Below are 26292 nucleotides of genomic sequence, written 5' to 3'. Positions count from 1 at the left end.
CATTCCTTTTGTTCACAAAGAATGTCTGCCCTGTCTGAAATCACCTCTTTGTTCTTTCTTCTGTTATAAGTTTATATGAAAAAAACTTTTTTTAATATAAAGTATATGCAAAAAATAAAAAATTAAGAAAATATACCCAAATCCTGATGCGAGGATCTTGGATATATTTCCCGAGAAATTTTTTATTTAACAGCCACAATACATAGACAGGAATCACGCCTGATAACAGAAAGATCCCTGAAATGCTGGTCTTTCAGCAGTTGAATATACGTTTTCTCTTTTTCACCGGTCTTTGTGTCAATACTGATATAAAACCGGCCGTCAATTTGAAGCACCCTGTAAATTTCTCTTAATGCAAGCCTAATATCGGTGCAGCTCTGAACTGTATGTAAAGAAAAGACTTTATTAAAGGTACGGTCATCAAAGGGAATGTCTTCTGGATAGCCATGAAAAACCTCCCCGTTCCCCATATTCTTTCGATTCGCACGTGATATCTGTCTTACCTTTCGCTTTGAAGGATCAATGCTTTTTAGGCTTCCCTTTTCTAGTTTCTTGGTTATGCTTTTAAAGACAGTGCCATTTCCGATTCCAATTTCTAAAATTCTGTCATTTTCTTGTATATCTATAGAGTCAATCATCATATGCTCAATTGTTTTGGTTAGCTTATATTTCCGAGAAAATAATTTCCAAAAATTCGATCTATAGAGTCTATTTTCTAGCATTTTAAACACCTGCTTTTGGTTTCCTATGTTTATTTATTATCTTAAAAAAATAAACATCATCTTCATTTCTAAAAGTGAAGGAAGGTACCAACTAGACGGCAATGTATTGAAAAATGTTTCAACAGAACTAAACTTTTTCATTTTTTTCCGCAAAAAAAGCAGAAAACATAATGTTTTCTGCCCTCTTTCTAATGCCAATGATAAGGGAATACATACAGCCTTTGCTGCTGCATTGCCATCAGCCTCTGCTGTCGGAATGGATTTCCATAACCATGTTTGAAGGAATGCGGCATGGACGCATAACCATGGCCAATCGACGGCAGCCTTTTTTGATAATCGTTCATCATGCCATCACCTGCCTCACAGTAACGTTGATTTATTGTATGCAGGCAGGCATTTTCTTGACAGCTGTTTCGCTAAACTTGGTCCTTCTCCATAGTATAATGCATCAATAGTTCCATTCTAAGCATATGCCATTCCCCCTTCAGTTTTTTTCGTTGCTTTTAGCGCCAGTTTGTTAAATAAAGATGCTTTAACTGAGACTCTTTCATTTCATCATAAATCTGCTCAATCTGCTGTTCTCGTTCGAATTCTTCCAGGCTTTTAAACCGTTTTTTAATCGTTAACGTTAAAAAGAATAGGTTAATCGTCATATCGCTCACCCCCTTTCAAAGTCCGCATCAAGCGAAATAACCCGCGGCACAACCCTTCTGCCGCGGGCAAATAAAAACCGCAGACAAAAGAAGACACCAATGCCTCTACTGCCTGCGGGGAGTTGCGTATGTCCGACTATTCCGAATTTAATGCGTGCGATAAGCATCGGTTAAGGAAGGACACGAACTCTTCCACAGGCTGAATAAACCATGAACTTTTACATGTGTATCACGTACAGGTTGACGTCGTTGTCTCATTGTCATTTTGGTTCAGCCTCCTTTGCTTTTTTCTTACTTTGTAAGTATATCCACCAAATTCCATTTTGTAAACATCTTTTTCTAAAAATGGACGGAAATTGTGCAAATCATCGAATGGATTTGCCCGTTGGTCATGACACCTGCTTTATTTCTTTTCTGGAGCGGTCTTTCTTATGATATGCAATAAAATAAATGAGACCCACAAATACAGCTCCGCCGATGACATTACCGATAAAAGCCGGAATGATGTTTCCGATGAACTGCCCCCACGTGAATGAGCCTGCAAAAATGGCAGCAGGAATCACAAACATGTTGGCGACAACGTGCTGAAATCCGATAGCCACAAAAGCCATGATTGGGAACCAGATGCCAAGGATTTTTCCTGCTGCGTCTTGGGCGCCGAAAGAAAGCCACACTGCAAGACATACAAGCCAGTTACAGCCGATGCCGGAAATGAGAACCTTGCCAAAGCTCATATCGAGCTTTCCTTGGGCAACGGCAATCGTTTTTTCTAAATAGGGACCTGTTTCAGTCAATCCAACCAAATGCCCGAAAAAGTACGCAACAAACAATGCGCCGATTAAGTTCATAATTGTGACGATTCCCCAGTTAATCGCCAACTCTTTTACTGATATTTTTCTCGAGAATAACGCCATCGCAACTGACATCATATTGCCTGTGATCAGTTCAGCGCCAGCGAGAACGACTAGGATCAGGCCTACTGGAAATACTGCTGCACCAATCAAACTGGACAGGCTCCCCCATTCTTTCGGAAGATCGCCGATTACCCTGATATCAAGCAAATACCCAAGCGCGATAAATGCACCGCCTAAAAACCCCAGCACAAGCAGTGACGGCAGCGGGAGCTTTATTTTTTTCATCCCTGCTTCAATTGCTGCTTCCGCTATTTCATCCGGTTTTCGAAAAGCCATAATTAAACGCCTCCATTACTTCTTCTTTTCTCACAGTTATGCAAGAAAGGCAATAAAAAAGGCAGCACTCAAATAACCTGTGTCAAACCAGGCGTTTGAATGCTGCCTAACTTGTATGCATACCCATACAACAATATCAAGCAGTATGTAAGATATTGAAAGAGAATATATACAGTTCGTGCATACATTCCATTGCTTTAGCCTTCTATAACTGTAGCAACATCATAACAAATGTGACAAATTTGTGTCAATGACAAATATACTAGCTTTGCAGAGCTTCTTTTTGCTCATCTATTTTTCGGTCAAAAACAAATACAGATACAGCGATGTTTTCCTCAATTTTAATATCAGAAAACAAATGGACTAGCTTAGCTCCCATGAGTTCCTCCATTCCTTCCGGTGTTTGTTTGGAATAAAGGTCTTGAATTAGGCTTGTCCGGGCCGCATGTACCATCTCTCTTCCTTCAGGCGTGCGGGCGATAAACTGCTCGCTTGCACTCAGATTTCCATATAGTGTTGAAACTGCCATGTTTTCTACAAATACAGTATGAATTCTCTCAGGCCCTTTTCCGAACAATTCTTTGCGAAGTTTTCGAATAATATCATTGAATTCATGAATTTTTTTAGACATGCTGATTACCCCTTCCGATATTGCCTTATAAAGGCTTTTCCCGGTTCCCCTCAGGACATTTCACTTGGTTAAAATTTTCCTGCCATATTGTATTATAATAAATATCACATTATAATAAAAGCAGTGTTGATGGATTTGTAATAGGATCTTGTTATGAGTCTATCGTTTTATAAAAATCAAGGATTGGTCTGTTAGTAAGACTTGCTAGTGAACTATTCCGCCATGTGTGTTTACACCTTCTTAGAATAAAGGGCAGGTGTATCTATACATGGCTTTTTTTGACTTCTTGAAAGAAAGATGGAGGGGAATATGAATATGATGGACGTTAAGTCGATCAGTGTCCGTGTAGACGGAACAGAAATTCAAGCACGAGCAGGGGCCACAATTTTAGATATTTTAAATGAAAACGGAATTGAGTACCCGCAGATTTGCCACGTACCAGAGGTTGACCCGATTCAAACTTGTGATACTTGCATAGTAGAGGCAAACGGCAAGCTGGTTCGTTCATGCGCGACGGTTGCAGAAAACGGGATGTCTATTGATCTATCAGGAAATCGAGTGAAAGAAGCGCAAACCGAAGCGATGGACCGCCTTCTTGAAAATCATTTGCTGTATTGTACAGTTTGCGATAACAACAATGGAAACTGTACGCTGCATAATACAGCGGAAATGATGGGGATCGAGCATCAAAAATACCCATACACGCCAAAAGAAGATCCTTCTTGCGCGGTTGATATGTCTCATCCTTTTTACCGCTATGATCCAAACCAATGTATTGCCTGCGGCCAGTGTGTTGAGGTCTGTCAAAACCTTCAGGTAAATGAAACACTCTCAATCGACTGGGAACGCGAACGCCCTCGCGTCATTTGGGATGAGGGAGTTCCGATCAATGAATCTTCCTGTGTCAGCTGCGGTCAGTGTGTAACAGTATGTCCATGTAATGCACTGATGGAAAAATCAATGCTCGGGCAGGCTGGCTTTATGACAGGCATTAAAGAGGACGTCATGGAACCGATGATTGATCTCGTGAAAAATGTTGAACCGGGGTATGGCAGCATTTTTGCCATTTCTGAAGTCGAAGCGGCAATGCGTGAAACGAGAACGAAAAAAACGAAAACTGTATGTACGTTCTGCGGTGTCGGATGTTCATTTGAAGTATGGACAAAAGGACGGGATATTTTAAAGATCCAGCCTGTTTCTGATGCTCCGGTTAACGCGATTTCCACATGTGTCAAAGGGAAATTCGGCTGGGATTTCGTCAATTCAAAAGAACGGATCACAAAGCCTTTAATCCGTAAAAACGGAGCCTTTGTGGAATCTTCTTGGGAAGAAGCCCTCGATCTTGTCGCAAGCAGATTAGGATCAATCAAAGAGCAGTACGGTAAAGGCTCTGTCGGGTTTATTTCTTCTTCTAAAATTACGAATGAAGAAAACTACGTCATTCAAAAACTAGCGCGTCAGGTATTTGAAACAAACAACGTCGATAACTGCTCACGCTACTGCCAGTCTCCTGCTACAGACGGATTGTTCCGCACTGTCGGCATGGGCGGTGACGCCGGCACGATTAAAGATATTGCCAAAGCAGGTCTCGTCATCATTGTCGGTGCCAATCCGGCGGAAGGACACCCAGTGCTCGCAACACGCGTCAAACGGGCACACAAGCTCCACGGTCAAAAACTGATTGTTGCCGACCTGCGTAAAAATGAGATGGCTGAGCGATCTGATCTGTTCATCAGCCCTAAACAAGGCACAGACCAAGTTTGGCTAATGGCTGTTACGAAATATATGATCGACCAAGGCTGGCACGATCAGGCGTTTATTGATGAGAACGTCAATTACTTTGAAGATTATAAAGAAACCCTTAAAACGTATACGCTTGATTATGCAGAACGCATCACAGGCCTTTCAAAAGAAAACATCATTCAAATTGCTGAAATGATTCGTGATGCTGACGGCACTTGTGTCCTTTGGGGAATGGGTGTCACACAAAATACAGGCGGTTCTGATACATCAGCAGCCATTTCAAACCTGCTTCTCGCTACGGGCAACTATCGCCGTCCAGGTGCCGGCGCTTATCCTCTGCGCGGACACAATAACGTGCAAGGCGCTTGTGATATGGGAACATTGCCTGGCTGGCTGCCGGGATATCAGCATATTACAGATGACAAAGCCCGTGCTAAATTTGAAGAGGCATATGGTGTCGAGATAGATGGAAAGCCTGGTTTAGATAATATTCAAATGCTTCATGCCATTGAAGAAGGAAAAATGAAAGCTATGTATCTTGTCGGTGAGGATATGGCACTGGTCGATTCAAACGCGAACCATGTGCATGATATTTTATCAAGCCTTGATTTCTTCGTGGTACAGGACATCTTCCTGTCAAGAACAGCTCAATATGCCGATGTCGTCTTGCCGGCCACTCCTTCACTTGAAAAAGACGGAACATTTACCAACACAGAACGCCGTGTCCAGCGATTGTATCAGGCGCTTCCGACGCTTGGTGACGCAAAACCGGACTGGTGGATTATTCAAGAGGTGGCAAACCGTTTAGGAGCGAATTGGACTTACAGCCATCCAAGTGACATTTTCTCTGAAATGGCGAGTCTTTCTCCTCTGTTTGCCAAAGCAAGCTATGAGGTGCTTGAAGGCTGGAACAGCTTCCTATGGGGCAGCTTCACAGGTGAAAGCACACCGCTTCTGTATGAAGACGGATTTAATTTCCCTGACAAAAAAGCCCGCTTTGCCCTTTCTGATTGGACCGAGCCAGCGGCATTTCCGGAGGAATATGACCTTCATATCAATAACGGCCGGATGCTGGAGCATTTCCATGAAGGAAATATGACAAATAAATCGAAAGGCATTCAAGCAAAAGTGCCGAATGTATTCGTTGAGATCTCACCTGAGCTTGCACAAGAGCGAGGTGTTTGTGACGGTTCGCTTGTACGGCTCGTTTCTCCGTTCGGAGCAGTCAAATTGAACGCGCTGATCACAGACCGGGTACGGAAAAATGAACTCTATCTGCCAATGAACTCGACAGACAAGGAGTCAGCGATTAACTTCTTGACGGGCCCTGCAGCTGATAAACGGACGAACACGCCTGCTTATAAACAGACAAAGGTCCGCATGGAAGTGCTTGGCGGCTGTGAAACAGCGCCGCTTCCAAAAACCAATCCGCGCAACAAAAAACGGCATCCGCAAAACGGAGTCGAAGCGGAAAGAAAATGGAACCGCCCTGGCTATGTCCATCTGACTGATTAAACGATAGGAGGAAAACGAATGGCCACTCCGATTACGACGATCAAAAAAGAAACAAAAACAGCTGAGCAAATTAAGCTTGAAAAAATAGAAGAACTGAAAGAGCTGCTGGCGGAAAATGAGGACGCCGTCTCTAAAACGATGACGTTAATGAATGAACTCAATGATCTTGGAATTTTTGATGCGGCAACAAGCATGCTCAGAGCGAAGGAAGACATTTCCAAGATTGCGCTTGGCCAAGTTTCCCGCGAGCCTGTCACCAACCTCATCAACACGATGATGGCCGCCGGAGGCGCATTGACAAAAGCCGATCCTGAGTTTACAGCAAAGCTTTTAGAAAGCGTAATGGCTGGGACTGAACAGGCACAAAGCTTTTTAAAAGAAGACAAGAAAGTCGGGATTCTCGACCTGTTAAAAGCAATGAACGATCCTGACATCAACAGAGCCGTCGGCTTCGGCCTTCAGTTTTTAAAAGGCATGGGAAAAGAACTTCGAGAAAAATAACAGAAAAACAGCCATCGCTTGATGATGGCTGTTTTTTTATTCGTCGGCTTCTTCCAAACGCTTCTTGTAAATAAGTGAACGGTCAGCGCAAAAGAAGGCACCGGCTAAAAATAAGCAATCCGCTAAAAACATTGTCGATTTCTGGCCTAATGTTAAGCCTTGATCAGGGAGAACTGCGCCTATATATAAAAAAGTGCTGACTGCAAGCAATGTAAAAGCAAAATGCTTGTAGTCTTCTTTTAAAGATTTCATTCTATTTTTGTTCAAAAGAATCACCTGCCAGATTCATAGTATACGACTATTATAATATAATCCGGCGGCTTACAGAGAAAGTAATTCTATCCATTTGTTATATATTTTCAAGCGCTTGGCCGATATCTTCCAACAAGTCTTCCGCATCTTCAATTCCTACAGAAATTCTGATCAAGCCGTCCGTAATGCCGAGCTCAAGCCGGCGTTCTCTCGGAATAGAGGCATGTGTCATTCTTGCAGGAACAGAAATTAAGCTTTCAACCGCCCCCAGGCTTTCAGCAATGGTAAACAGTTTCAGATTTCCTAAAAACGCATCAACCCGTTCTTCACTGCCAATATCAAAGGAGATCATGCCGCCGAAGCCAGATCCTTGCCTTTTTGCAAGCTCATGTTCGGGATGATTTGAAGAACCAGGATAATATAACGTTTGGACAGCAGGGTGATTCTCAAGAAAGCTTGCGATTTTCCGCGCATTTTGATCGATCGCTTCCATTCTGAGTCCCAACGTTTTGATTCCTCTCATTAACAGCCAGGAATCTTGAGGGCCAAGCACGCCGCCTGTGGAGTTTTGCACAAAATGCAGCTCTTCTCCAAGCTCTTTCGAAGCTGTCACAACTAAACCTCCGACGACATCACTGTGTCCGCCAAGATATTTTGTCGCACTGTGAAGTACGATATCAGCGCCTAAAGTAAGCGGCTGCTGAAAATAAGGAGTGTTAAAGGTATTGTCTACGATAAGCAGAACACCCGCTTTTTTTGCGATATCAGCCATGAGCGTCAGGTCGGTGATTTTGAGCAACGGGTTTGTCGGTGTTTCAATATAAATGGCTTTTGTATTAGGGCGAATCGCTTTTTCAACTTCTTCCCTGCTGCTCGTATCAACAAATGTTGATTCAATGCCAAGACGGTTAAGCACCTTTGTCATCACGCGATATGTTCCGCCGTACACATCATCAGTCAACACGACATGATCTCCGCTGTTAAACAGCATCATAACCGCTGTAATGGCAGCCATTCCTGAGCTGAACGCATAGCCTGCTTCCCCGCTTTCCAGTTCTGTCACAAGTGCTTCGAGAGCTGTTCGAGTCGGATTGGCCGTTCTTGAATACTCGTAGCCTGTATGCTGTCCTGCTTTCGGCTGCTTGTACGTGCTGACTTGATAAATGGGCACGGAAACTGCGCCTGTTTTCTCATCACCTGTGATTCCGCCATGTATCATCAATGTTTTTTTCTTCATATCAGATGCCTCCTTCGTATATTTGTTTGCTGATATATCGATCGCTGCTGTCAGGAAATACTGTGACAATGTTAGTTCCAGCGGATGCTTTTTTCGCTTCCTCCAATGCCGCATAAAGCGCTGCACCTGAAGAGCTTCCGATCAGCAGGCCTTCTTTTTCTGCCGCTTCTTTCACAAGTCTAAACGCATTCTCATCTGTTACGGTGTAGATCTCGTCAAAATGGCTCTTATCCATATAATCGGGGATAAACTCCATGCCGATGCCTTCTGTTTTATGAGCGTGAGGCTCTCCTCCGTTTAAAATCGAGCCCTCCGGTTCAACAATCACCGTTTTGACTGCTGGATTTTTTTCTTTTAAGAAGGAAGCTGTTCCTGCGAACGTGCCCCCTGATCCTGCCCCTGCGACAAACGTATGAATATTCCCGTCAAGCGCTTCCCACATTTCAGGTCCAAGCGTATTATAGTAAGTCGATGGATTTACTTGGTTTTTAAATTGCAAAACGCAATAAGAATTTTCAATTTCAGTCTCCAGCTGAATGGCTTTTTGAATGGCTCCCTGCATTCCTTCTTGACGCGGTGTATGAATGATTGATGCGCCAAGCGCTTGCATAATTTGCTGTTTCTCTCTGCTGAAATGTTCAGGGACACAGAAAATCGCTTTCAACCCATATTTTCTGGCACTTAGCGCAAGGCCGATCCCTGTATTGCCTGCTGTAGCTTCTATAATCACTCCGCCAGGTTTCAACTTGCCTGAATCGAGCGCATCACGAATCAGCATATCTCCCAGTCTGTCTTTGATGCTTCCCCCTGGATTCATCATTTCAAGCTTGGCATACACCGCGACTCCTTCTGGAACATCAAAGTTCTTCAAGCGGAGAAGCGGTGTATTCCCAATCAGCTCGGTAATGTCCGTAATCACTGTCATATATGTCCTCCTCCTAATTAGAGGTTGTTTTTAGAGAAAAACGGAGGAGAACGTTCTCCCCGTTTTAATGAATTCGTTTGATCACCTTTAACACAAGCTCTGTTGAATGGACAGCCGCCTGCTCTAAAAATTGGTCAAATGAAACATGTGATTCTTTTCCTGCGATATCAGATAACGCTCTGATGACGACAAACGGCGTTTTAAATTGATGGCACACTTGAGCCACTGCCGCAGCCTCCATTTCAACCGCGTACAGATCAGAAAATCTCGCACGCACCTCTTCAACCCGCTTCGGATCGTTCATGAAAGAATCGCCTGTTGCAATCGTTCCTTTTGCAACCTGAATGCCGTCGAGTTCAGATACCGCTTCTTCAGTGATGCTAATCAGCTTTTCATCCGCCGCATAAGCAGCCGGAAGACCCGGCACTTGGCCGTATTCATAGTCAAAAGCCGTTACGTCTACATCATGATGGCGAACGTCAGTAGAAATGACGACATCCCCTACATTCAATGTATGATGAAATCCGCCGGCTGAGCCTGTGTTAATGACATAATCAGGCTTGTAACGGTCAAGCAGAAGCGTCGTGCTGATCGCAGCATTTACTTTTCCAATTCCTGATTTTAAAAGAATCACTTCAGTTCCTTCATATTCGCCTGTTGTAAATTCACAGTGTGCGATCGTTTCTGTTTTTGCATTTTCAAGTTTGTTTCTTAAGATGGTAACTTCCTCTTCCATTGCTCCGATGACTGCTAGTCTCATCTATTCACATTCCCTTCACTTTACCGTTTGATCGCCTCCATTATCCACACGAAGTCGTTTTGCTGAGTGAATCGGACTGCAAAACCTTCAGCTGTAAACATTTCTTTCAACGCATCCAATGTAGGATAATGCTCTGTCTCTAAATCATTTGCAAGCTGATAAAAGCCTTGAGAACGGGCTTTATCGATAGCCTGTTGATACGCTTGCGCATCTTCAAAGACGGTATCGGCAAACACTATTTTATCATGCAAGTGAAGGTATTTGCCATATTGCTTTATGGCAGCCTGCTTTTCTTCGTCAGTCAAATGATGAAAAGCATATGAACTGACAATTGTATCAGCCTGAAATGGCGGCTCAGGGAATGTCAGGAAGTCTCCATCAACGATTTCTGTCCTGCCTGAAAGCTTGTCAGAAGCCAGTTTACGCATTGCTGGAGAAGGTTCGATTCCAAATACAGTTTTGCCTGCATCGAGCAGCTTAGCTGTCAAATTCCCGGTCCCCGGGCCAAATTCTAACACATGTGTTCCAGATTTGCTGACGATGGCATCAAGGATATGATCGTAGCCTCTGAACGCTTCTTTATACTGAATATCTAAACCTTGTACTGTTTGATCATAAGTTGCTGCCCAATCTTCAAAGAGAGGGATAAATTCACGGCCCATATTTGTCACACTCCATATTTAATAATTCCTATAAGTATACTATGGATTAATGATGGAACAGTTCCTATAATACCACATCTTCTGAAAAGCAGGTACTAAAACACTTTGTGTATTTTATGCCATCTCATATTGCGCATCGACCGCAAAAAAGCTTATACTTCATATGACTTGTGAAAGCTGGAGGGTCAAGACATGAATTTTCAATTAGATTTGATTAAAGACAAAGTGGAATTTTTTGAGGCGGCTTCATTGCAGGAGCTTGAAAAGAAAATCAATACACAAATTGAAAACAATAAAGCCATCATGCTCCGGGTGAAATCTGTTTCACACCAAACTGCTGTGGCAGAAGGAAGAATATTGTACAGCGCGGTGGTTCATTTCGCAGCTGAAGCCTAAAACAAAAGCAGCCGGTTGTAACCCGGCTGCTTTTGTTTATTTTAGCTTTTCTACTTTTGTCGGCTTCCAGCCTTTTTCATCGACCCATGTAATCGTGACTTGATATTTATTCCCAGTCGCCTTGTCCAAAATCTTGCCTTTGGCATCCTGAGGGCTACCGTTATTTCCGAGCCAGAGCACCGTCATGTTATCTGTTGAGACACCAGTTGCGTACGAAATGGCTTTCAGCATCTCAGCCCAGTCTTGTGAGCTTGAATCATAAGTAGCGGCATGCTCGCCAGTCTGCTCAGTTCCAACTGCTTTCCAGTCAGGATTTTCATACGTTTTTTCCACATCGCTCGATGAGCCGCCTTCTGTTACTTTTGCATCTTTAAGCCCGTCACCAGCTGAATCTGAGCTTGAATCTGAATCTGAGTCATCTTTTTTAGAAGAAGAATCATCTTTTTTGGAATCAGAGTCAGAAGACTTCTCAGAATCCTTTTCGCTGTCAGATGTATCTTTCTTGCTGTCTTTTATATCCTCATCCGATTTCTTTTCCGTCTTTCCTGAAGCCGGAGATTCCTGTTTTTGCGCCGTTTCAGAATCCTTGCTGACATCTTTGCTAGAAGGACTGTTAATGAAGAGATTCGCTGCTACTACGACAATTAGTATGGATACAATTGCGATTAAAATGTTAAGCACTAAATTGGCTTTTCTGCGTTTATCACGATTTTCATAACGAGATTGATTATTGCTCAATAATTCTGCACTCCTTTATCCCTCTTGGCTCAGCATATATTTTAACATGTGCTGAGAAGTTGTTCTATTTCTGATTGATTTCAATTTCGTGTACTTTTTTAACAATATCATAAAACACCGAATTTGTCAGAGCCTTATCTCCCGGTGTATCCAGGTGTAAAACAACCAGAGCGTATTTCGGCTTATCCGCGGGAAAATATCCGGCAAACCATTTTTCATAGAGCGTTTCCTTCTCTTTTGAAAACTTGCCTGTCTGGGCTGTGCCCGACTTCCCTGCTACAGTATACGGAAGATCTTGAAACCTTCTGCCCGTTCCGGAAGGAGATTCTACTACCCGCCGCAGTAATTTTTGAAGCTGCTGTGACGTATATTTGTCTATCGTTTCCCCTTTGAGCTTCTGATCTTTAAACGTAACGAGCGTTGTGCCGTTCTTATACTCAATTTGTTCGGCAATTTTCACCTGCCATTTTTCTCCGCCGCGGGCGATTGTCGCCATCATATTGGCTACCTCCAGCGGCGTTACCTTTACATTTTTCTGCCCAATTGCGGTTTGCGCAATGGCTTTTTTGACTGATTTGTCTTTTTCATCCCCCCAAATCACGCCGCTTTTTTCGTTATACAGCTGGCGGAAATCGGTTTCGTGGTACAGTTTTCCCTCCCAGCCTGCCCGATCAGTGAGAGCCAGCTTCTCGGACATATCTTCAATAACCGAGCTGTCTTTTTTCATTAATTGTTCTGCAAGACTCGTAAATGTGTAATTACAGCTTTGGGCAAAACTTTCATCAAAAGACAAGGTTCCTTTGTCGTCCCCCGGTTCCCCGTACAGGTTTAAATTGCAATTAAAGGTTTGACTAGGCTTCACCATATTATTTTCGATTGCAGCTGCGGCAATGACTGTTTTAAAAACTGATCCGGGATAGATTGGCGTCAGCATATAATTTTGAAGTGTGTTTTGCCGGGACACATCCGCATCTGGTTTGCTTACAATTCCCAGAACACTGCTATTTTCGATGTCCAGCAGCACAGCTCCTCCCTTTTTCAACCCCTGTTCATCCAATACCTCCTCCATCGCTTTTTGAATGCTTTGATCGATCGTTGTTTTGACCTGGAGCGGATAAAATGTATTGGCTTCAGCTGTATATTTGACGTCCATGCCAAACAAAGGGTTTCCTTTTCCATCCACATGATATAAAAGCTTTGTGTCTTGTTCTGGAAGCAAAAACTCGTCAAATGTCCGTTCTAAACCGGTTGTTCCGATTTCTGTTGTAATCGGAAGGCTCTCCTTGTCAGGATATTTCTTGCGGAGCAGCGCCGGATCTTGGTTCGTGCTCCCTATCGTATGTGAAGCAAGGCTGGGCTTGTCTTCATTCTCCATATATACGCCGTAAATGCCGGGATATTTCAAAGAATTGATTTTTGTGATAGATTGTTTTGAAAGTGTTTTGATTTTCTTTTGCTGCAAAATGACCGGTTTTTTTGCCTTACCTAGTGTCTGGCGCAAATCATCTTCAGACATGCCGAGGATGTCCGCAACTTTTTTGATCGGCCAATCCTGCGTCAGCAGAAAAGGGAACAAAACAACCGCAGGCTCGCTTTGTCCTGTCAGCGCCCGCCCGTTTCGATCTAAAAAAGAGCCTCTTCCATCTGAAATGAGCACTTCCTCCGTGCGCTGTTTCACACTTTCTTGAATCAAATTAATTTTCTTTTTAGAAAATGATTCTGTGAAAAACAGCTGGATTTCTGCAAGCCTCAGCAGAAGCAGAAAAAATACAATCAAAAAAGCGATGACTGCCAGCTTCATTCGTTTCGATATCTTCATAAAAAAACACCTCACCCACATTGTGGACGAGGTGTTTCGCTGCTAAACAGATATTATGAAATTTTCACAATTTTCACGAGCATTTCTCCGCCCGGTGTTTGTACTGTGACTTCTTCATCTACTTTTTTGCCCAAGAGGCTTTTTGCGATCGGTGAATCGTTTGAGATTTTCCCTTCAAACGGGTCAGCTTCCGCGCTTCCGACGATCGTATATGATTCTTCATCACCGTCAGGAAGTTCGACGAAAGTGACGGTTTTACCCAAACCGACAACGTTAGAGCCGCCGTCATCTTCAATGATTTTCGCATTGCGAATCATATTTTCAAGAGTCGTCACGCGGCCCTCTACAAATGCCTGCTCTTCTTTCGCTGAATCGTATTCAGAGTTCTCGGAAAGGTCTCCAAAGCTTCTCGCAATTTTGATTCGCTCTACTACTTCTTTTCGTTTAACCGTTTTCAAATATTCTAATTCTTGTTCAAGTTTTTGTTTTCCTTCTGCAGTCATAGGAAAAACTTTCTCTTGTGCCATGTCCCTTCACTCCTTCTGGTTGTCCCTCAACATCTTCGATTATGTATGAGAGCATAAACTAAAAAATACAAGAATGAGAACACAGGGCAGTCCTCGTTCTTCTCTCCCATATAGGTACTGTTTATCTTAAACTGAATCGTGTCGTTCTGCAAATATTTCGCGTTTATAAACAGGGAAAGAAGGGAATTCGCACATTCCCTTCCTGCCTATACATAATATGGTCAGAGTTATTTATGTCTATGCTATGGTATTACAAAATCGCGTTTTGTTCAAGAATGGTTTGAATTTTTGTGACCATCAGATCAATTGCGACGTGATTCTGACCGCCTTCCGGGATAATAATATCAGCGTATCGTTTCGTCGGCTCTACGAATTGGTTATGCATCGGACGGACCACTGACACATATTGTTCAATGACAGAATCAATAGAGCGTCCGCGCTCATTAATATCTCTCATAATCCGTCTGATGATACGCAAGTCAGCGTCCGTATCAACATAAAGCTTGATATCCATCAGATCACGAAGCCTTTTGTCTTCAAGAACAAGAATGCCTTCAAGGATAATAACATCCTTTGGCTCTACGTGAACCGTTTCTTCTGAACGTGTGTGAAGCTTATAGTCATAAATCGGCTTTTCAATCGGACGGTAATTCAATAGATCCTGAATATGCTCGATTAAATAGTCATTATCAAACGCAAGCGGATGATCATAGTTTGTGTTCAGCCTTTCTTCAAACGGAAGATGGCTTTGGTCTTTATAATAAAGGTCCTGCTGGATCATTAAAATCGAGTGTCCTTTAAACTGTTCATAAATGGACCGTGTGACACTCGTTTTTCCTGAACCGGAACCTCCTGCGATTCCAATGACTACTGGATTCTTACCCATGGGCTGTTACTTCCCCTTTCTCATCATGTTGCTCGGATAAATCTTTTTGTCTAGTTTGAATTTGACAATTTGCAGGGGATGGCGGGCAGCATCTAGCTCATTTCCGTCTTCGTCCCAAATGGTTTCAATCGTATGTGTAAAGTTTTCGATTTCTGGACCGAAAAACTCCACTTCGTCGCCTTTTTTGAAGAAATTGCGCTGCTGAAGCGTGACCATTTGTGTATCTTCATCATAATTCAGCACTAAGCCGACAAAATCATATGTCGTTTTCTTGGCGTGTTCGCCGAACATTTGCTCTTCATAGCCTGGCGTTCCTTCAAAGAAAGCTGTCGCAGTGTCCCTGTTGGCGCACTTATCAAGCTCTTCAAGCCATTCTTTTTGAATCACAAAGTTCTCTGGATCAGCGCAATAAGCATCGATTACTTTGCGGTATACGCTGACAACAGTTGCTACATAGTGAATGGATTTCATGCGGCCTTCAATCTTTAAGCTGTCGATTCCCATTTCAATCATTTTCGGAATGGATTCAATCAGCTTCAAATCTTTCGGGCTCATCGCAAATGGTGCATCTTCTTCACCATACAAAGCAACGGCGTTGGCACCGTCTGTTTGGTAGAGATCATAGTCCCAGCGGCATGACTGGCAGCAGCCTCCGCGGTTGGAATCCCGCGCTGTCATGTGATTGCTCAGCACACAGCGGCCGGAATATGCGATACACATTGCGCCATGAATAAAGGATTCGATTTCGATATCTACCTTTTCTTTCATTTCTCTGATTTCAAGAGCGCTTGTTTCACGAGCCAGCACGACGCGGTCGAGACCTTCTTCCTTCCAGAACTGGACAGCCTTCCAGTTTGAAAGAGACTGCTGTGTGCTCAAGTGAACCTCCACATTCGGCGCCACTCTGCGGCATGTTTCAATAATAAGCGGATCTGCCACAATAATACCGGCAACGTTGGCGTCTCCAAGCGCTTTTAAATAGTCTTCAAGCCCGTCCATGTTTTCATTATGAGCGAAAATATTCGTTGTTACGTAGATCTTCGCGCCATATTTCTTTGCGAATTCAACGCCTTCTGCAATTTCTTCGATCGTAAAGTTATCGGCATTCGAGCGCAGCCCGTATTCCTGTCCCCCGATAAAGACCGCGTCCGCTCCGTAATGAACAGCGATTTTCAGCTTTTCAAGATTACCCGCAGGTGCGAGAAGTTCCGGCTTTTTCGTAATCACACGCTTTCCATTAACGATTGTGGATATTTTATCATTTACGGCAGTCATAGCTTAACCTCCTTTTGATTAATAAACCGTTTCCTTGAAGAAGAATCCAGTATCAATTTTTCTGTTTGCTGGCTGGATGCTTTCAATGCGTTCGATCCAGTCTTCTTTTTTCGCTTCGTATTCGTCACGGTTTTCCACGCACAAATCAATTGCTTCTCTGTACATTTTGGTGACTTCTATTAGGTATTCAGGCGTTTTCAAAACACCATCGATTTTGAAAGAATCAATTCCGGCATCTATCAATTCCTCGAGCTCATCAATGATGCACACATCGTTCGGGCTCATGATGTGAGTGCCGTTTTCATCTTCGAAAATCGGATATTTATTATCGCGTTCTTTATCGTGTAAAAACATGCCTGATTCTTTTTTCTTTCTTTCAATGTCCATGACTTTGCCCTGATATTCAAAATAGTTTCCAATCAAAGAACGCTTCGATTGGAACATGCACGTCATTCCATGCACCTGGATTTCAATTTCGACTTCAGCATTTTCTTTAATCTCAACAATGCTGTCCATGTTTAATTCTCTGGCAAGCACAGAACGCGCCGCACCCTTGCGTCCCCAGTAGTTGCATGTATAATAGTTGGTGCCTGTCGTTTCTGTGCTCCAATGAAGCTTCAGATCAGGCGCAGATTCACGGGCAGCCATCAGCACGGCAGGATCGCCGAATACCGCTGCATCGACACCGGCTTCTGCTAAGAAAGCCAGATATTCGCCAAGTTCACCCACTTTATCGTTATGGAAAATTGCATTTACAGCAACGTATACTTTTGCCCCTTCTTTGTGAGCAATCTCTACGGCTTTTGTTACATCTTCACGAGAAAATTCTCCGGCTAATCTCAAGCCGTATCTCTGTTCCCCAACTAAAAACGCAGTTGCCCCAGCCTGTATGAGCGGCAAAATGTCCGCTGTACTCGTCGGCGTCACTAAGAGCTCTGGTTTTTTCATGACGTTCACCTCTTCTTTTTACTAATCGCAAGTCCGTCCCCGACAGGAATAATCGCAGTTTGATAATCCGGATGATTCATCAGCCAATGATTATATTCATCAATTTTTGCTACAAGCCTGCGCCTTCTCTTCGGTTCTATTTTGCTGTAATCCTCTGCCACCAGACCTTTAAACAACACGTTGTCTGTTATAATCACCCCGTCCGGTGAAAGCATCGGTTCATATAAATGAAAAAAGTTTTGATACTGACCTTTTGCAGCGTCAATAAAAATGACATCGTAAGGCGCGGTTACATGAACGGCGTCGGCTAATTCAAGCGCATCTCCGTAAAAAACATGAATCCGGTCATCAAGCTGAAATTCCTTGATATTGTTTACCGCTTCTTCATGCCGTTTCTCATTGCGTTCAATTGTATATATTTCAGCAGACGGCAGCTCCAGCGCCATTCGAATGGCTGAATAACCAATGGCCGTTCCGATTTCTAGTATTTTTTTCGGCTGTTTCACAGACAAAATTTGAAGCAGCACCTCCATGCCCGCTTTTTCCATAATCGGGACATGATGTTCTTCTGCATATGCTTCAAGCTTCTTCACGTTATCCGGCCGAGGCTTTAATAATGCTTCTATATAGTCATTTATTTGTTCATACCGGTCAGTCACTACAAACAGCCTCCCGTTCTAAAAAGGAGTGCCCCAGTCTTATGCGCAGGACACTCTCTGAATACATCATGATACATCGGTAAACAACCCGATATATTTTATCATAAAACCTTGCGGAAAGCGAACAAAAGGAGAGCTTTTTGCTCTCCTTTTATTTCTCATTTTTTGAGGAAATGTATTTTTCTTTTGCTTTATTATGCTCTTTTAGCGTTTTTGTAAATACGACCTCACCATTTGATTTGGCCAAGAAATACAGATAGTCCGTTTTATCCGGATGCAGCGCCGCTTCCCATGACGACATACCGGCATTGGCAATCGGACCTGGCGTCAGCCCTGTGTTTTTATACGTATTGTATGGTGAATCGATTTCCAGATCCTTATAAAGAACCCGATCTTTATGCTTGCCTGCCGCGTACAGCACGGTCGGATCTGTTTGGAGCGGCATTTTCTTTTTCAGGCGGTTATAAAAGACGCTCGCAATTTTATGGCGGTCGGCTTTTTCAGTCGCTTCTTCTTCTATCAAAGAAGCCATTGTCAGCAGCTTATGCACAGAAACTTTGTTTTTCTTCATTTCTGATTTATATGTTTCCACATAAGAATTTGTCTGCTTAATCATTGCCTTGATAATGTCTTCAAGTGATGTGTCCGGATCGTTAAAAGGGTATGTAGCCGGGAATAGGTACCCTTCAAGCGGGTGCTTAATGTTTTTATTGAAAACATCATTTGTCACAGTGTCCGGGAATTCTTTCTTCAGCTGATTGATAAATGTTTTATCGTCCAGCTTCGCTATGACTTGTTTTTTAGAGTATTTTGTTTCATCAGCAATAGCAGCCGCGATTTGGGTCAGCTGTGCTCCCTCAGTCACTGTGATTTGAAAAGCGTAGCCTGTAGCCCCGCTTGTCAGCTTCTGAATAATGGCATCTAAATCCATACCTTTATTCAGATGGTAGAATCCGGCCTGAAACCCGGAAGCACCTTTATATTTCACATAGTACTGAAACGCCTTCTCGCTTTTTATGACATCATTTTTCTTTAATATCGATGCGATGGCTGAAACAGACGAACCGCTCGGAATGTTAATATTAACTGTCGTTTTACTGTCTTTTTCAACAGGTTCAAGCAATGATTTCCCATATAAAAATGCCCCGCCAATGATGAGAAACAGCACAACAATGGAAGACAGTATGATTCTTTTTTTATTAAAAAACGATTTTTTTTGCTGATTGATATACATTAGGTCTCCTCCCATCAGCTCTTATACTACATGATTCATTGTATTTCGGCAATTTATTACAAAAAGAGACCTGCATAAAGCAGAAAAAAGCCGGAGCAGTATAGCTCCGGCTTTGGTTTGGCGCGATGTTTTACTCTTCGTCTTCGTCCGCTAAGAATGTGTTTAATGTTTCTTCGATCATATCCCATTCTTCGTCAGTTTCAATCGGGAATAGCTCACCGTTTTCACCGTCTTCGTTTGGCGTGAAGCTGGAAGCAAGAATTTCTACTTCTTCGTCTTCTTTTGATTCGATCGGGTAGTACAAGACATAAGACTTGCCAAACTCTTCGTTTTCAAATGTAAACAGCACTTCACAAAGCTGTTCATTTCCTTGATCGTCAACAATTGTAATATTTTTTTCGCCGTGTTCCATTTTCTTCACCTCTGGCTTTAATTTAAGCTGTCAAGATATCCTTGTAAAATCATAACAGCCGCCATTTTATCAATGACTTTTTTTCGTTTTTGCCTGCTGACGTCAGCTGCAATCAGCATTTTTTCAGCCGCCATTGTGGTAAGACGCTCGTCCCACAGCACAACAGGAACATTGTACGTTGTTTCAAGCACTTTAGCAAATGTTTGGCTGGCTTCGCCTCTCGGGCCGACTGTTCCGTTCATGTTCTTAGGAAAGCCGAGCACGATTTTATCTATAGTATAGTCCTTTATCAGTTCAGATAAACGGGATAAACCATAATCGCCTTCTGCTTCATTTATCTTTATGGTCTCAATGCCTTGAGCAGTCCAGCCCATTTCATCGCTTAGAGCTACACCGAGTGTTTTGGTTCCTAAATCGAGTCCTAATATTCTCATTCTTTATTTACGCCTCTTTATGCTGTTCTAAATAAGACTTTACCAATTCCTCGATTAATTCGTCTCTTTCAAGTTTGCGAATTAAATTGCGAGCGTCACGATGCCTAGGAATATAAGCGGGATCACCTGACAGCAAGTATCCGACAATCTGGTTGATTGGATTGTAGCCCTTTTCCTGAAGCGCGTCATACACTGTAATCAGCACCTCATTTACGTTAGTCTCAGCAGAATCATCGGAGAAATTAAATTTCATCGTTTTATCAAACGAGCTCACCGTTTTGCACCTCTTTCCCAAATTCGCAGGCAAAGTTCAGCCTGGGGTCCTAATCTTACCATCATTCTACACTACATGGGCGAATTATAAAACGGATTTCACCCAATCTTCTACAGAAGCCAAAGCTTCTTCTAATTTTTCCGGCTGTTTGCCGCCTGCCTGCGCCATGTCCGGACGGCCTCCGCCGCCTCCGCCGCAAACTTCCGCAGCTTGTTTAACCAGCTTGCCGGCGTGAAGGCCTTTCTCAATGAGGTCCTTTGTGACTCCGGCAGAGATATTAACTTTATCGTTTTGTACCGCACCAAGCACGATCACCGCAGAGCCAAGCTTTGCTTTGAGTTCATCGACCATAGTGCGGAGATGATTCATGTCTTTTGCATTTACTTTTGCCGCAAGTACGTTTACGCCGTCCACTTCTTTTACTTTCGACAGGATTGCTCCTGCTTCCACGTTGCCTAGTTTTGCAAGAAGAGATTCATTTTCTCTTTGTGCATCCTTCAGTTCAGCCTGCAGAGCCGCGACCCGTTTCGGCACTTCTTTGATATTTGTTTTCAGCTCGTCAGCAGCCTCTTTCAATACAGAAATCTGGCTGTTCATTTCGACGTAAGCGCCTTGTCCCGTTACAGCTTCAATCCGTCTTGTGCCTGCTCCGATTCCGGATTCAGAAACGATTTTAAACAAGCCGATTTCTGCTGTATTTCTGACATGGCAGCCGCCGCACAGCTCTAAGCTGTAATCTCCAACTTGAACGACACGGACAATATCGCCATATTTCTCGCCGAACAGTGCCATCGCACCCATTTCTTTTGCTTCAGCGATCGGTTTCAAATCAATGCTGACCGGGATGCTCGCCCAGATCTTTTCGTTTACGATTCTTTCAATTTGTTCGAGCTCTTCTTTTGTCACTTGGCCAAAGTGCGAGAAGTCAAAACGAAGACGGTTTTCCGTTACAAGAGAGCCCGCCTGATTGACATGAGTTCCAAGAACATCTTTTAGAGCCTGATGCAATAAATGCGTTGCCGTGTGGTTTTTAATAACGCCGCTTCTCATATGGTCTTCAACTTCAGCCGTAACATGCAGCCCTTTTTGAACAGTACCGCTCTCCACTACACCTTCATGCACATGCTGGCCGTTCGGCGCTTTTTGAACATCTTTAATTCTTACAACGGCCTGCTCGTTTCGGAGATAGCCTTTATCGCCGATTTGGCCGCCGCTTTCTGCATAGAACGGTGTTTCATCAAGAATGATTTGAACGCTTTCTCCTTCATGAGCCTCTTCGATTAATTGGCCGTCCTGAAGAAGCACAATGATATTGGCATCAGCTTTGGTTTGAGAGTAGCCGACAAATGTGCTTTCATCTGTCACGTCGCGCAGTGCGCCGCCCTGCACCTGCATGCTGCCGACATCCTGGCGGGCGTTTCTTGCCCGTTCACGCTGCTGGTTCATTTCCTCCTCAAAGCCCTCATGGTCAACCGTCATGTTCTCGTCTTCTGCGTATTCTTCAGTCAATTCAACCGGGAATCCATACGTATCATACAGTTTAAACACATCAGCACCTGAGATAACGCTGCTGCCCTTGTCTTTTTCTTTTTTGATCATTTCTGACAGGATCGCAAGCCCTTCATTAAGGGTCTCATGGAAGCGTTCTTCCTCGGTTTTAATGACTTTTGCGATGAAATCCGCTTTCTCTTTCACTTCAGGATAGAAATCAGCCATGATTTCTGCAACAACCGGCACTAAATCAAACATGAACGGACGATGGATGTTGATTGTTTTGGCATAACGCACGGCACGGCGTAATAAGCGTCTTAATACATAGCCGCGGCCTTCATTTGACGGCAGCGCACCGTCACTAACAGCAAAGGCAACCGTTCTGATATGGTCAGCAATCACTTTAAACGCAGTGTCTTTCACATTGTCTTTGCCATATGTTTCACCAGAAATCGATTCTGTTGCTTTAATGATCGGAACAAACAAATCGGTGTCAAAGTTTGTCGGAACATTCTGGATGACAGATACCATTCTTTCAAGACCCATGCCTGTATCAATGTTTTTCTTTGGAAGCGGTGTGTACGTGCCGTCAGGGTTATGGTTGAACTCTGAGAACACAAGGTTCCATACTTCCAGGTAACGGTCGTTTTCCCCGCCTGGGTAAAGCTCCGGATCTTCTGGATCATTACCGTATGCTTCACCGCGGTCGTAAAAGATTTCCGTATTCGGTCCGCTCGGCCCTTCACCGATATCCCAGAAGTTCCCTTCCAGACGGATAATTCTTTCTTCAGGAATACCGATTTTTTTCGCCCAAAACTCATATGCCTCTTCATCTTCAGGATGAACCGTAACAGAGAGAAGCTCTTTGTCGAAGCCAATCCACTTGTCGCTCGTTAAAAACTCCCAAGCCCATGTAATGGCTTCTTCTTTGAAATAATCGCCGATGGAAAAGTTTCCGAGCATTTCAAAGAAAGTGTGATGGCGCGCAGTTTTACCTACATTTTCTATATCGTTTGTTCTGATCGCTTTTTGAGCGTTTACGATTCTTGGATTTTCCGGCACGACACGGCCGTCAAAATATTTTTTCAGCGTCGCAACACCGCTGTTGATCCAAAGCAGTGAAGGATCCTCATGAGGCACTAATGACGCGCTTGGCTCTACCGCATGTCCTTTTTCTTTAAAGAAATCCAAAAACATTTGACGCACTTCCGCAGAAGTTAAGTGTTTCATTGTATTTCCTCCTCTATAAAAATCGAAATTCTCTTCAGTGACAGCAAAAAAGCCCTCCCCCTATGCAAACCAACGTTTACACAGGGACGAGAGCTGTCTCGCGGTACCACCCTGATTACGGGCATTCATTCGCCCGTCACCTTTAACCCTGTAACGCAGGATAAGCGGCAGTGATTAACTGCACTCAGGATTAGCTTCCTCCGATCTTCTGATAAAGCTCCTTTCAGCTTATGGAGCTTCTCTCTTTAACAGGGCTTCGGCGTACTCAGATCCGTCACTCGAGATTCGTATGTATTCTACGAGAAATTATAGACAAGCGGCACGCCGATGTCAATGCTCCGTCCTCATCCGCAAAAAATGGATCATCATTACTTTTAAAACAGCCGTCGCAGGAACAGCCAAAATCATCCCGACGATTCCCGCAAGCTCCCCTCCGGCAAGGAGCGCAAGCATGATAACGACCGGATGCATTTTAAGGCTTCTGCCGACAATGAACGGACTGAGGATATTTCCTTCCATAAACTGCAGAATAAACACCGTAATCACCACAACAAGAACCGCCTTGACTGAGATCGTCATCGCAATTAACAACGCAGGAACAGCTCCGATGAAAGGGCCAAAATACGGGATGACATTCGTTACCCCAGAGATAAGGCCAAGTATCAGCGGATATGGAAGCCCAAATACCCAGAACGAAATGCCTGCAATCACGCCAAGAATCAAGCAGACCAAAAGCTGGCCGCGGATATAATCGCCAAGCGAATCATCCACATCCCGCAAAAAGGCGCTGCCTCGCTTTCTCCACGACTTCGGAGTCAAGTACCATACTGTCTTTTTCATTAATTCAATGTCCTTCACCATATAAAACACGAGAAAAGGGATTGTTGCAGCAATTAAGAAGTAATCAAGCACATTGCGGATCCCGCTGATCGCACCCTCGATCGTTCCCGCAAAAAACGCCTCCGTCTGGCGGATCATTTTATCTATACGGTGATGCATACCATCAGGCCAGTCATCCGTATGGTTATGCACATGAAGAAGAAACCCGTTATACGTTTCGGCAAACATGGGTATATTTTCTGACAAATCCGTCAGCTGCACGATTAAAACAGGCACCCCTTTATACAACGCCCAGCCAATCCCGCCAAAAAAAAGAACATAAATGACCAAGATGCTCAAAGTCCTAGGCAATCCTTTGCCATGCAGCCATTCCGTGACCGGAAGCAATAAATAAGATATAAAAATAGAAATGATCAAGGGAATAAAGATCGTTTTTATGACGAGCCAAAAGGGTGACCATAACATATCAAGCATAAAAAAGACATAGACTGTTAACAGAACCAGCAAACAAATAGCCACCCACAACAAAAGCTGCACCGGTTTTTGGAGCATCTGCTTTCACCTCACCTATATCTTTTGAGGTTTACACGGAATTATTCTTTATGTTTCTTTAGACAGTCAGAAGTCATGGACATTTTTTCACATTTAATTTTCAGAAAAGTTTGATCATTTACTTTTTTGGTCAAGTTTTCTGATAGGAGGATTGCGATGATCACATTTCAAAATGTAAACAAGCATTACGGAGATTTTCACGTGTTAAAACAAATTAATCTTCAAATCGAAAAAGGTGAAGTCGTTGTTATCATCGGCCCATCCGGTTCCGGTAAAAGCACATTGCTCAGATGCATCAACAAACTTGAGACGATCAATGAGGGAGTGCTCACAGTAAACGGCACCGCCATTAACGACAGAAAAACTGATATCAATCAAGTGCGGCGGAATATCGGGATGGTGTTTCAGCACTTTCATTTATATCCGCATAAAACAGTGCTGCAGAACATCATGCTGGCTCCGGTAAAAGTGCTTAGACAATCACCTGAACAAGCAAAGGAAACGGCGCGGTACTATCTTGAAAAAGTCGGCATCCCAGACAAGGCTGACGCCTATCCTTCCCAGCTTTCCGGTGGGCAGCAGCAGCGTGTTGCCATCGCAAGAGGACTGGCGATGAAGCCGGAGGTCATGCTGTTTGACGAGCCGACATCAGCACTTGATCCTGAAATGATCGGTGAGGTGCTAGATGTCATGAAAACACTCGCAAAAGAAGGCATGACCATGGTTGTCGTGACACACGAAATGGGGTTTGCCAAAGAAGTTGCCGACCGGATTGTCTTCATTGACGAAGGAAAGATTTTAGAAGAAGCAGTGCCGGCTGAGTTTTACGCGAACCCGAAGGAAGAACGGGCCCGCTTATTCTTAAGCCGTATTTTAAATCATTAGAACAGAAATGGGGGAGCTTGTATGAAAAAGATTTTTTCTTTAGCATTGATTTCTTTATTCGCTGTCATCTTGCTTGCCGCTTGCGGCAGCAAGGGATCAAACGGAGAAGCCTCAAAGGAGAGCAAAAAAGATACGCTAGCCGCCATTAAAGACAATGACAAAATTGTCTTCGGCGTAAAAACGGACACTCGACTGTTCGGTCTTAAAAATCCAAGCTCAGGTGAGATTGAGGGTTTTGATATTGATATTGCCAAACAAATCGCTAAAGACATTTTAGGCGATGAGAAAAAAGCTGAATTTAAAGAGGTCACCTCAAAAACAAGGATTCCTATGCTGCAAAACGGGGATATCGACGCCATTGTCGCCACAATGACGATCACTGAAGAACGAAAAAAGGAAGTTGACTTTTCTGATGTCTATTTCGAGGCCGGGCAATCGCTGCTCGTGAAAAAAGGCAGCAAAATCAAGAGTGTCGAGAATCTTGGCAAAGGCTCAAAAGTTCTTGCAGTAAAAGGCTCCACCTCCTCTCAAAACATTCGTGAAAAGGCGCCTGAAGCATCTGTTTTAGAATTTGAAAACTACGCAGAAGCCTTTACAGCCCTTAAATCGGGGCAAGGCGATGCCCTCACCACAGATAATGCGATTTTATATGGAATGGCTGATGAAAATAAAAATTATCAATTAACAGGAAAGCCTTTTACAGATGAGCCTTACGGGATCGCCGTGAAAAAAGGGCAATCTGCTCTCGCGAAGGAAATCAACGCTTCACTTAAAAAGATGAAGTCGGATGGCAGGTACGATGAAATTTATAAAAAATGGATTAAAGAAGACCCAGCTGAATAACAACCATCCCGGGATGAGCAGGCGATGCTCATCCCAATTTGATAAGGAGTGAATAGGC

At 43.5% G+C, this 26292-nt stretch carries 28 protein-coding genes; 5 read left to right on the top strand and 23 right to left on the bottom strand.

Annotated elements, in window-relative coordinates; all coding sequences use genetic code 11:
- Positions 1-182 precede the first annotated feature (182 nt).
- The 5 genes from WA279_RS01485 to WA279_RS01465 form a co-directional block, all read right to left on the bottom strand.
- A complete protein-coding gene (locus WA279_RS01485) occupies positions 183-722 on the bottom strand; it encodes a class I SAM-dependent methyltransferase (protein ID WP_336154008.1) in 540 nt (179 codons plus the stop codon).
- Between the two features lie 188 nt (positions 723-910).
- Positions 911-1069, bottom strand: coding sequence for a hypothetical protein (locus WA279_RS01480; RefSeq protein ID WP_003229817.1), 159 nt, complete (start codon positions 1067-1069; stop codon positions 911-913).
- Positions 1070-1225: 156 nt separating this feature from the next.
- Positions 1226-1375 (bottom strand): YrzI family small protein, encoded by a 150-nt coding sequence (locus tag WA279_RS01475; protein WP_004399102.1) that lies wholly within the window; start codon positions 1373-1375, stop codon positions 1226-1228.
- A 389-nt stretch (positions 1376-1764) separates the two neighbouring features.
- On the bottom strand, positions 1765-2565 hold the full coding sequence (locus WA279_RS01470) for a formate/nitrite transporter family protein (protein ID WP_336154006.1): 801 nt from the start codon (positions 2563-2565) through the stop codon (positions 1765-1767).
- A gap of 262 nt (positions 2566-2827) precedes the next feature.
- The gene (locus tag WA279_RS01465; RefSeq protein WP_004398508.1) at positions 2828-3196 is read right to left on the bottom strand and encodes a DUF2294 domain-containing protein; all 369 of its coding nucleotides are present in this window, start codon (positions 3194-3196) and stop codon (positions 2828-2830) included.
- A 315-nt stretch (positions 3197-3511) separates the two neighbouring features.
- On the opposite strand from WA279_RS01465, the gene fdhF reads away from it, so the two are divergent.
- Together fdhF and WA279_RS01455 are read left to right on the top strand one after the other, a co-directional pair.
- The gene (fdhF, locus tag WA279_RS01460; RefSeq protein WP_080344278.1) at positions 3512-6454 is read left to right on the top strand and encodes a formate dehydrogenase subunit alpha; all 2943 of its coding nucleotides are present in this window, start codon (positions 3512-3514) and stop codon (positions 6452-6454) included.
- An 18-nt stretch (positions 6455-6472) separates the two neighbouring features.
- Complete coding sequence (locus WA279_RS01455; RefSeq protein WP_336154005.1) at positions 6473-6955, top strand: DUF1641 domain-containing protein; 483 nt, start codon at positions 6473-6475, stop codon at positions 6953-6955.
- Between the two features lie 36 nt (positions 6956-6991).
- Here WA279_RS01455 and WA279_RS01450 read toward each other — a convergent pair whose 3' ends face one another.
- From WA279_RS01450 to WA279_RS01430, 5 genes are all read right to left on the bottom strand, one after another.
- A complete protein-coding gene (locus WA279_RS01450) occupies positions 6992-7222 on the bottom strand; it encodes a YrhC family protein (protein ID WP_015483495.1) in 231 nt (76 codons plus the stop codon).
- A gap of 82 nt (positions 7223-7304) precedes the next feature.
- The gene (locus tag WA279_RS01445) at positions 7305-8444 is read right to left on the bottom strand and encodes a bifunctional cystathionine gamma-lyase/homocysteine desulfhydrase (RefSeq protein ID WP_336154004.1); all 1140 of its coding nucleotides are present in this window, start codon (positions 8442-8444) and stop codon (positions 7305-7307) included.
- A 1-nt stretch (position 8445) separates the two neighbouring features.
- Positions 8446-9369: an O-acetylserine dependent cystathionine beta-synthase gene (locus WA279_RS01440; protein WP_336154003.1), complete on the bottom strand. Its 924-nt coding sequence runs from the start codon at positions 9367-9369 to the stop codon at positions 8446-8448.
- Positions 9370-9433: 64 nt separating this feature from the next.
- A complete protein-coding gene (gene mtnN, locus WA279_RS01435) occupies positions 9434-10129 on the bottom strand; it encodes a 5'-methylthioadenosine/S-adenosylhomocysteine nucleosidase (protein WP_009967881.1) in 696 nt (231 codons plus the stop codon).
- 20 nt (positions 10130-10149) lie between these two features.
- A complete protein-coding gene (locus WA279_RS01430) occupies positions 10150-10791 on the bottom strand; it encodes a class I SAM-dependent DNA methyltransferase (protein WP_336154001.1) in 642 nt (213 codons plus the stop codon).
- 192 nt (positions 10792-10983) lie between these two features.
- Between WA279_RS01430 and WA279_RS01425 the strand changes: the two genes are divergently transcribed.
- On the top strand, positions 10984-11187 hold the full coding sequence (locus WA279_RS01425) for a YrzA family protein (protein ID WP_014477495.1): 204 nt from the start codon (positions 10984-10986) through the stop codon (positions 11185-11187).
- A gap of 36 nt (positions 11188-11223) precedes the next feature.
- Here the strand turns inward: WA279_RS01425 and WA279_RS01420 are convergent, their stop codons facing one another.
- The 13 genes from WA279_RS01420 to WA279_RS01360 all read right to left on the bottom strand — a co-directional run bounded on the left by WA279_RS01420 (position 11224) and on the right by WA279_RS01360 (position 24506).
- Entirely contained in the window at positions 11224-11925 is a 702-nt protein-coding gene (locus WA279_RS01420; protein ID WP_003246156.1) for a YrrS family protein, read from the bottom strand.
- 64 nt (positions 11926-11989) lie between these two features.
- Positions 11990-13744, bottom strand: a complete 1755-nt coding sequence (locus tag WA279_RS01415; RefSeq protein ID WP_336154000.1) for a peptidoglycan D,D-transpeptidase FtsI family protein — start codon at positions 13742-13744, stop codon at positions 11990-11992.
- Between the two features lie 53 nt (positions 13745-13797).
- Positions 13798-14271, bottom strand: a complete 474-nt coding sequence (greA, locus tag WA279_RS01410; protein WP_004399078.1) for a transcription elongation factor GreA — start codon at positions 14269-14271, stop codon at positions 13798-13800.
- Between the two features lie 250 nt (positions 14272-14521).
- The gene (udk, locus tag WA279_RS01405; RefSeq protein WP_003225916.1) at positions 14522-15157 is read right to left on the bottom strand and encodes a uridine kinase; all 636 of its coding nucleotides are present in this window, start codon (positions 15155-15157) and stop codon (positions 14522-14524) included.
- A gap of 6 nt (positions 15158-15163) precedes the next feature.
- Entirely contained in the window at positions 15164-16432 is a 1269-nt protein-coding gene (locus WA279_RS01400; RefSeq protein WP_003229802.1) for a peptidase U32 family protein, read from the bottom strand.
- Positions 16433-16450: 18 nt separating this feature from the next.
- Positions 16451-17380: a peptidase U32 family protein gene (locus tag WA279_RS01395; protein WP_336153996.1), complete on the bottom strand. Its 930-nt coding sequence runs from the start codon at positions 17378-17380 to the stop codon at positions 16451-16453.
- 5 nt (positions 17381-17385) lie between these two features.
- Entirely contained in the window at positions 17386-18039 is a 654-nt protein-coding gene (locus tag WA279_RS01390) for an O-methyltransferase (RefSeq protein ID WP_014480416.1), read from the bottom strand.
- Between the two features lie 151 nt (positions 18040-18190).
- Positions 18191-19273, bottom strand: coding sequence for an endolytic transglycosylase MltG (gene mltG / locus WA279_RS01385; RefSeq protein WP_327829131.1), 1083 nt, complete (start codon positions 19271-19273; stop codon positions 18191-18193).
- Positions 19274-19403: 130 nt separating this feature from the next.
- Complete coding sequence (locus tag WA279_RS01380) at positions 19404-19685, bottom strand: DUF1292 domain-containing protein (protein WP_327829132.1); 282 nt, start codon at positions 19683-19685, stop codon at positions 19404-19406.
- 17 nt (positions 19686-19702) lie between these two features.
- Positions 19703-20119 (bottom strand): Holliday junction resolvase RuvX, encoded by a 417-nt coding sequence (gene ruvX / locus WA279_RS01375; RefSeq protein ID WP_003229795.1) that lies wholly within the window; start codon positions 20117-20119, stop codon positions 19703-19705.
- Positions 20120-20126: 7 nt separating this feature from the next.
- Positions 20127-20393, bottom strand: a complete 267-nt coding sequence (locus tag WA279_RS01370; RefSeq protein WP_003225903.1) for an IreB family regulatory phosphoprotein — start codon at positions 20391-20393, stop codon at positions 20127-20129.
- A gap of 84 nt (positions 20394-20477) precedes the next feature.
- Complete coding sequence (alaS, locus tag WA279_RS01365; RefSeq protein WP_336153991.1) at positions 20478-23114, bottom strand: alanine--tRNA ligase; 2637 nt, start codon at positions 23112-23114, stop codon at positions 20478-20480.
- A gap of 330 nt (positions 23115-23444) precedes the next feature.
- Positions 23445-24506, bottom strand: a complete 1062-nt coding sequence (locus WA279_RS01360) for an AI-2E family transporter (protein WP_336153989.1) — start codon at positions 24504-24506, stop codon at positions 23445-23447.
- 156 nt (positions 24507-24662) lie between these two features.
- Here WA279_RS01360 and WA279_RS01355 point away from each other — a divergent pair, with 156 nt between their 5' ends.
- Positions 24663-25391: an amino acid ABC transporter ATP-binding protein gene (locus WA279_RS01355; RefSeq protein WP_336153986.1), complete on the top strand. Its 729-nt coding sequence runs from the start codon at positions 24663-24665 to the stop codon at positions 25389-25391.
- A 21-nt stretch (positions 25392-25412) separates the two neighbouring features.
- Positions 25413-26234: a glutamine ABC transporter substrate-binding protein GlnH gene (glnH, locus tag WA279_RS01350; protein ID WP_032722249.1), complete on the top strand. Its 822-nt coding sequence runs from the start codon at positions 25413-25415 to the stop codon at positions 26232-26234.
- Positions 26235-26292: the final 58 nt, after the last annotated feature.

Origin of the sequence: Bacillus sp. 204(2023) (assembly GCF_037027505.1) — a bacterium.
GTDB classification, from domain to species: domain Bacteria; phylum Bacillota; class Bacilli; order Bacillales; family Bacillaceae; genus Bacillus; species Bacillus subtilis.
Note: the sequence above shows the minus strand (reverse complement) of the source record. Positions and strands in the feature narration are given on the sequence as shown.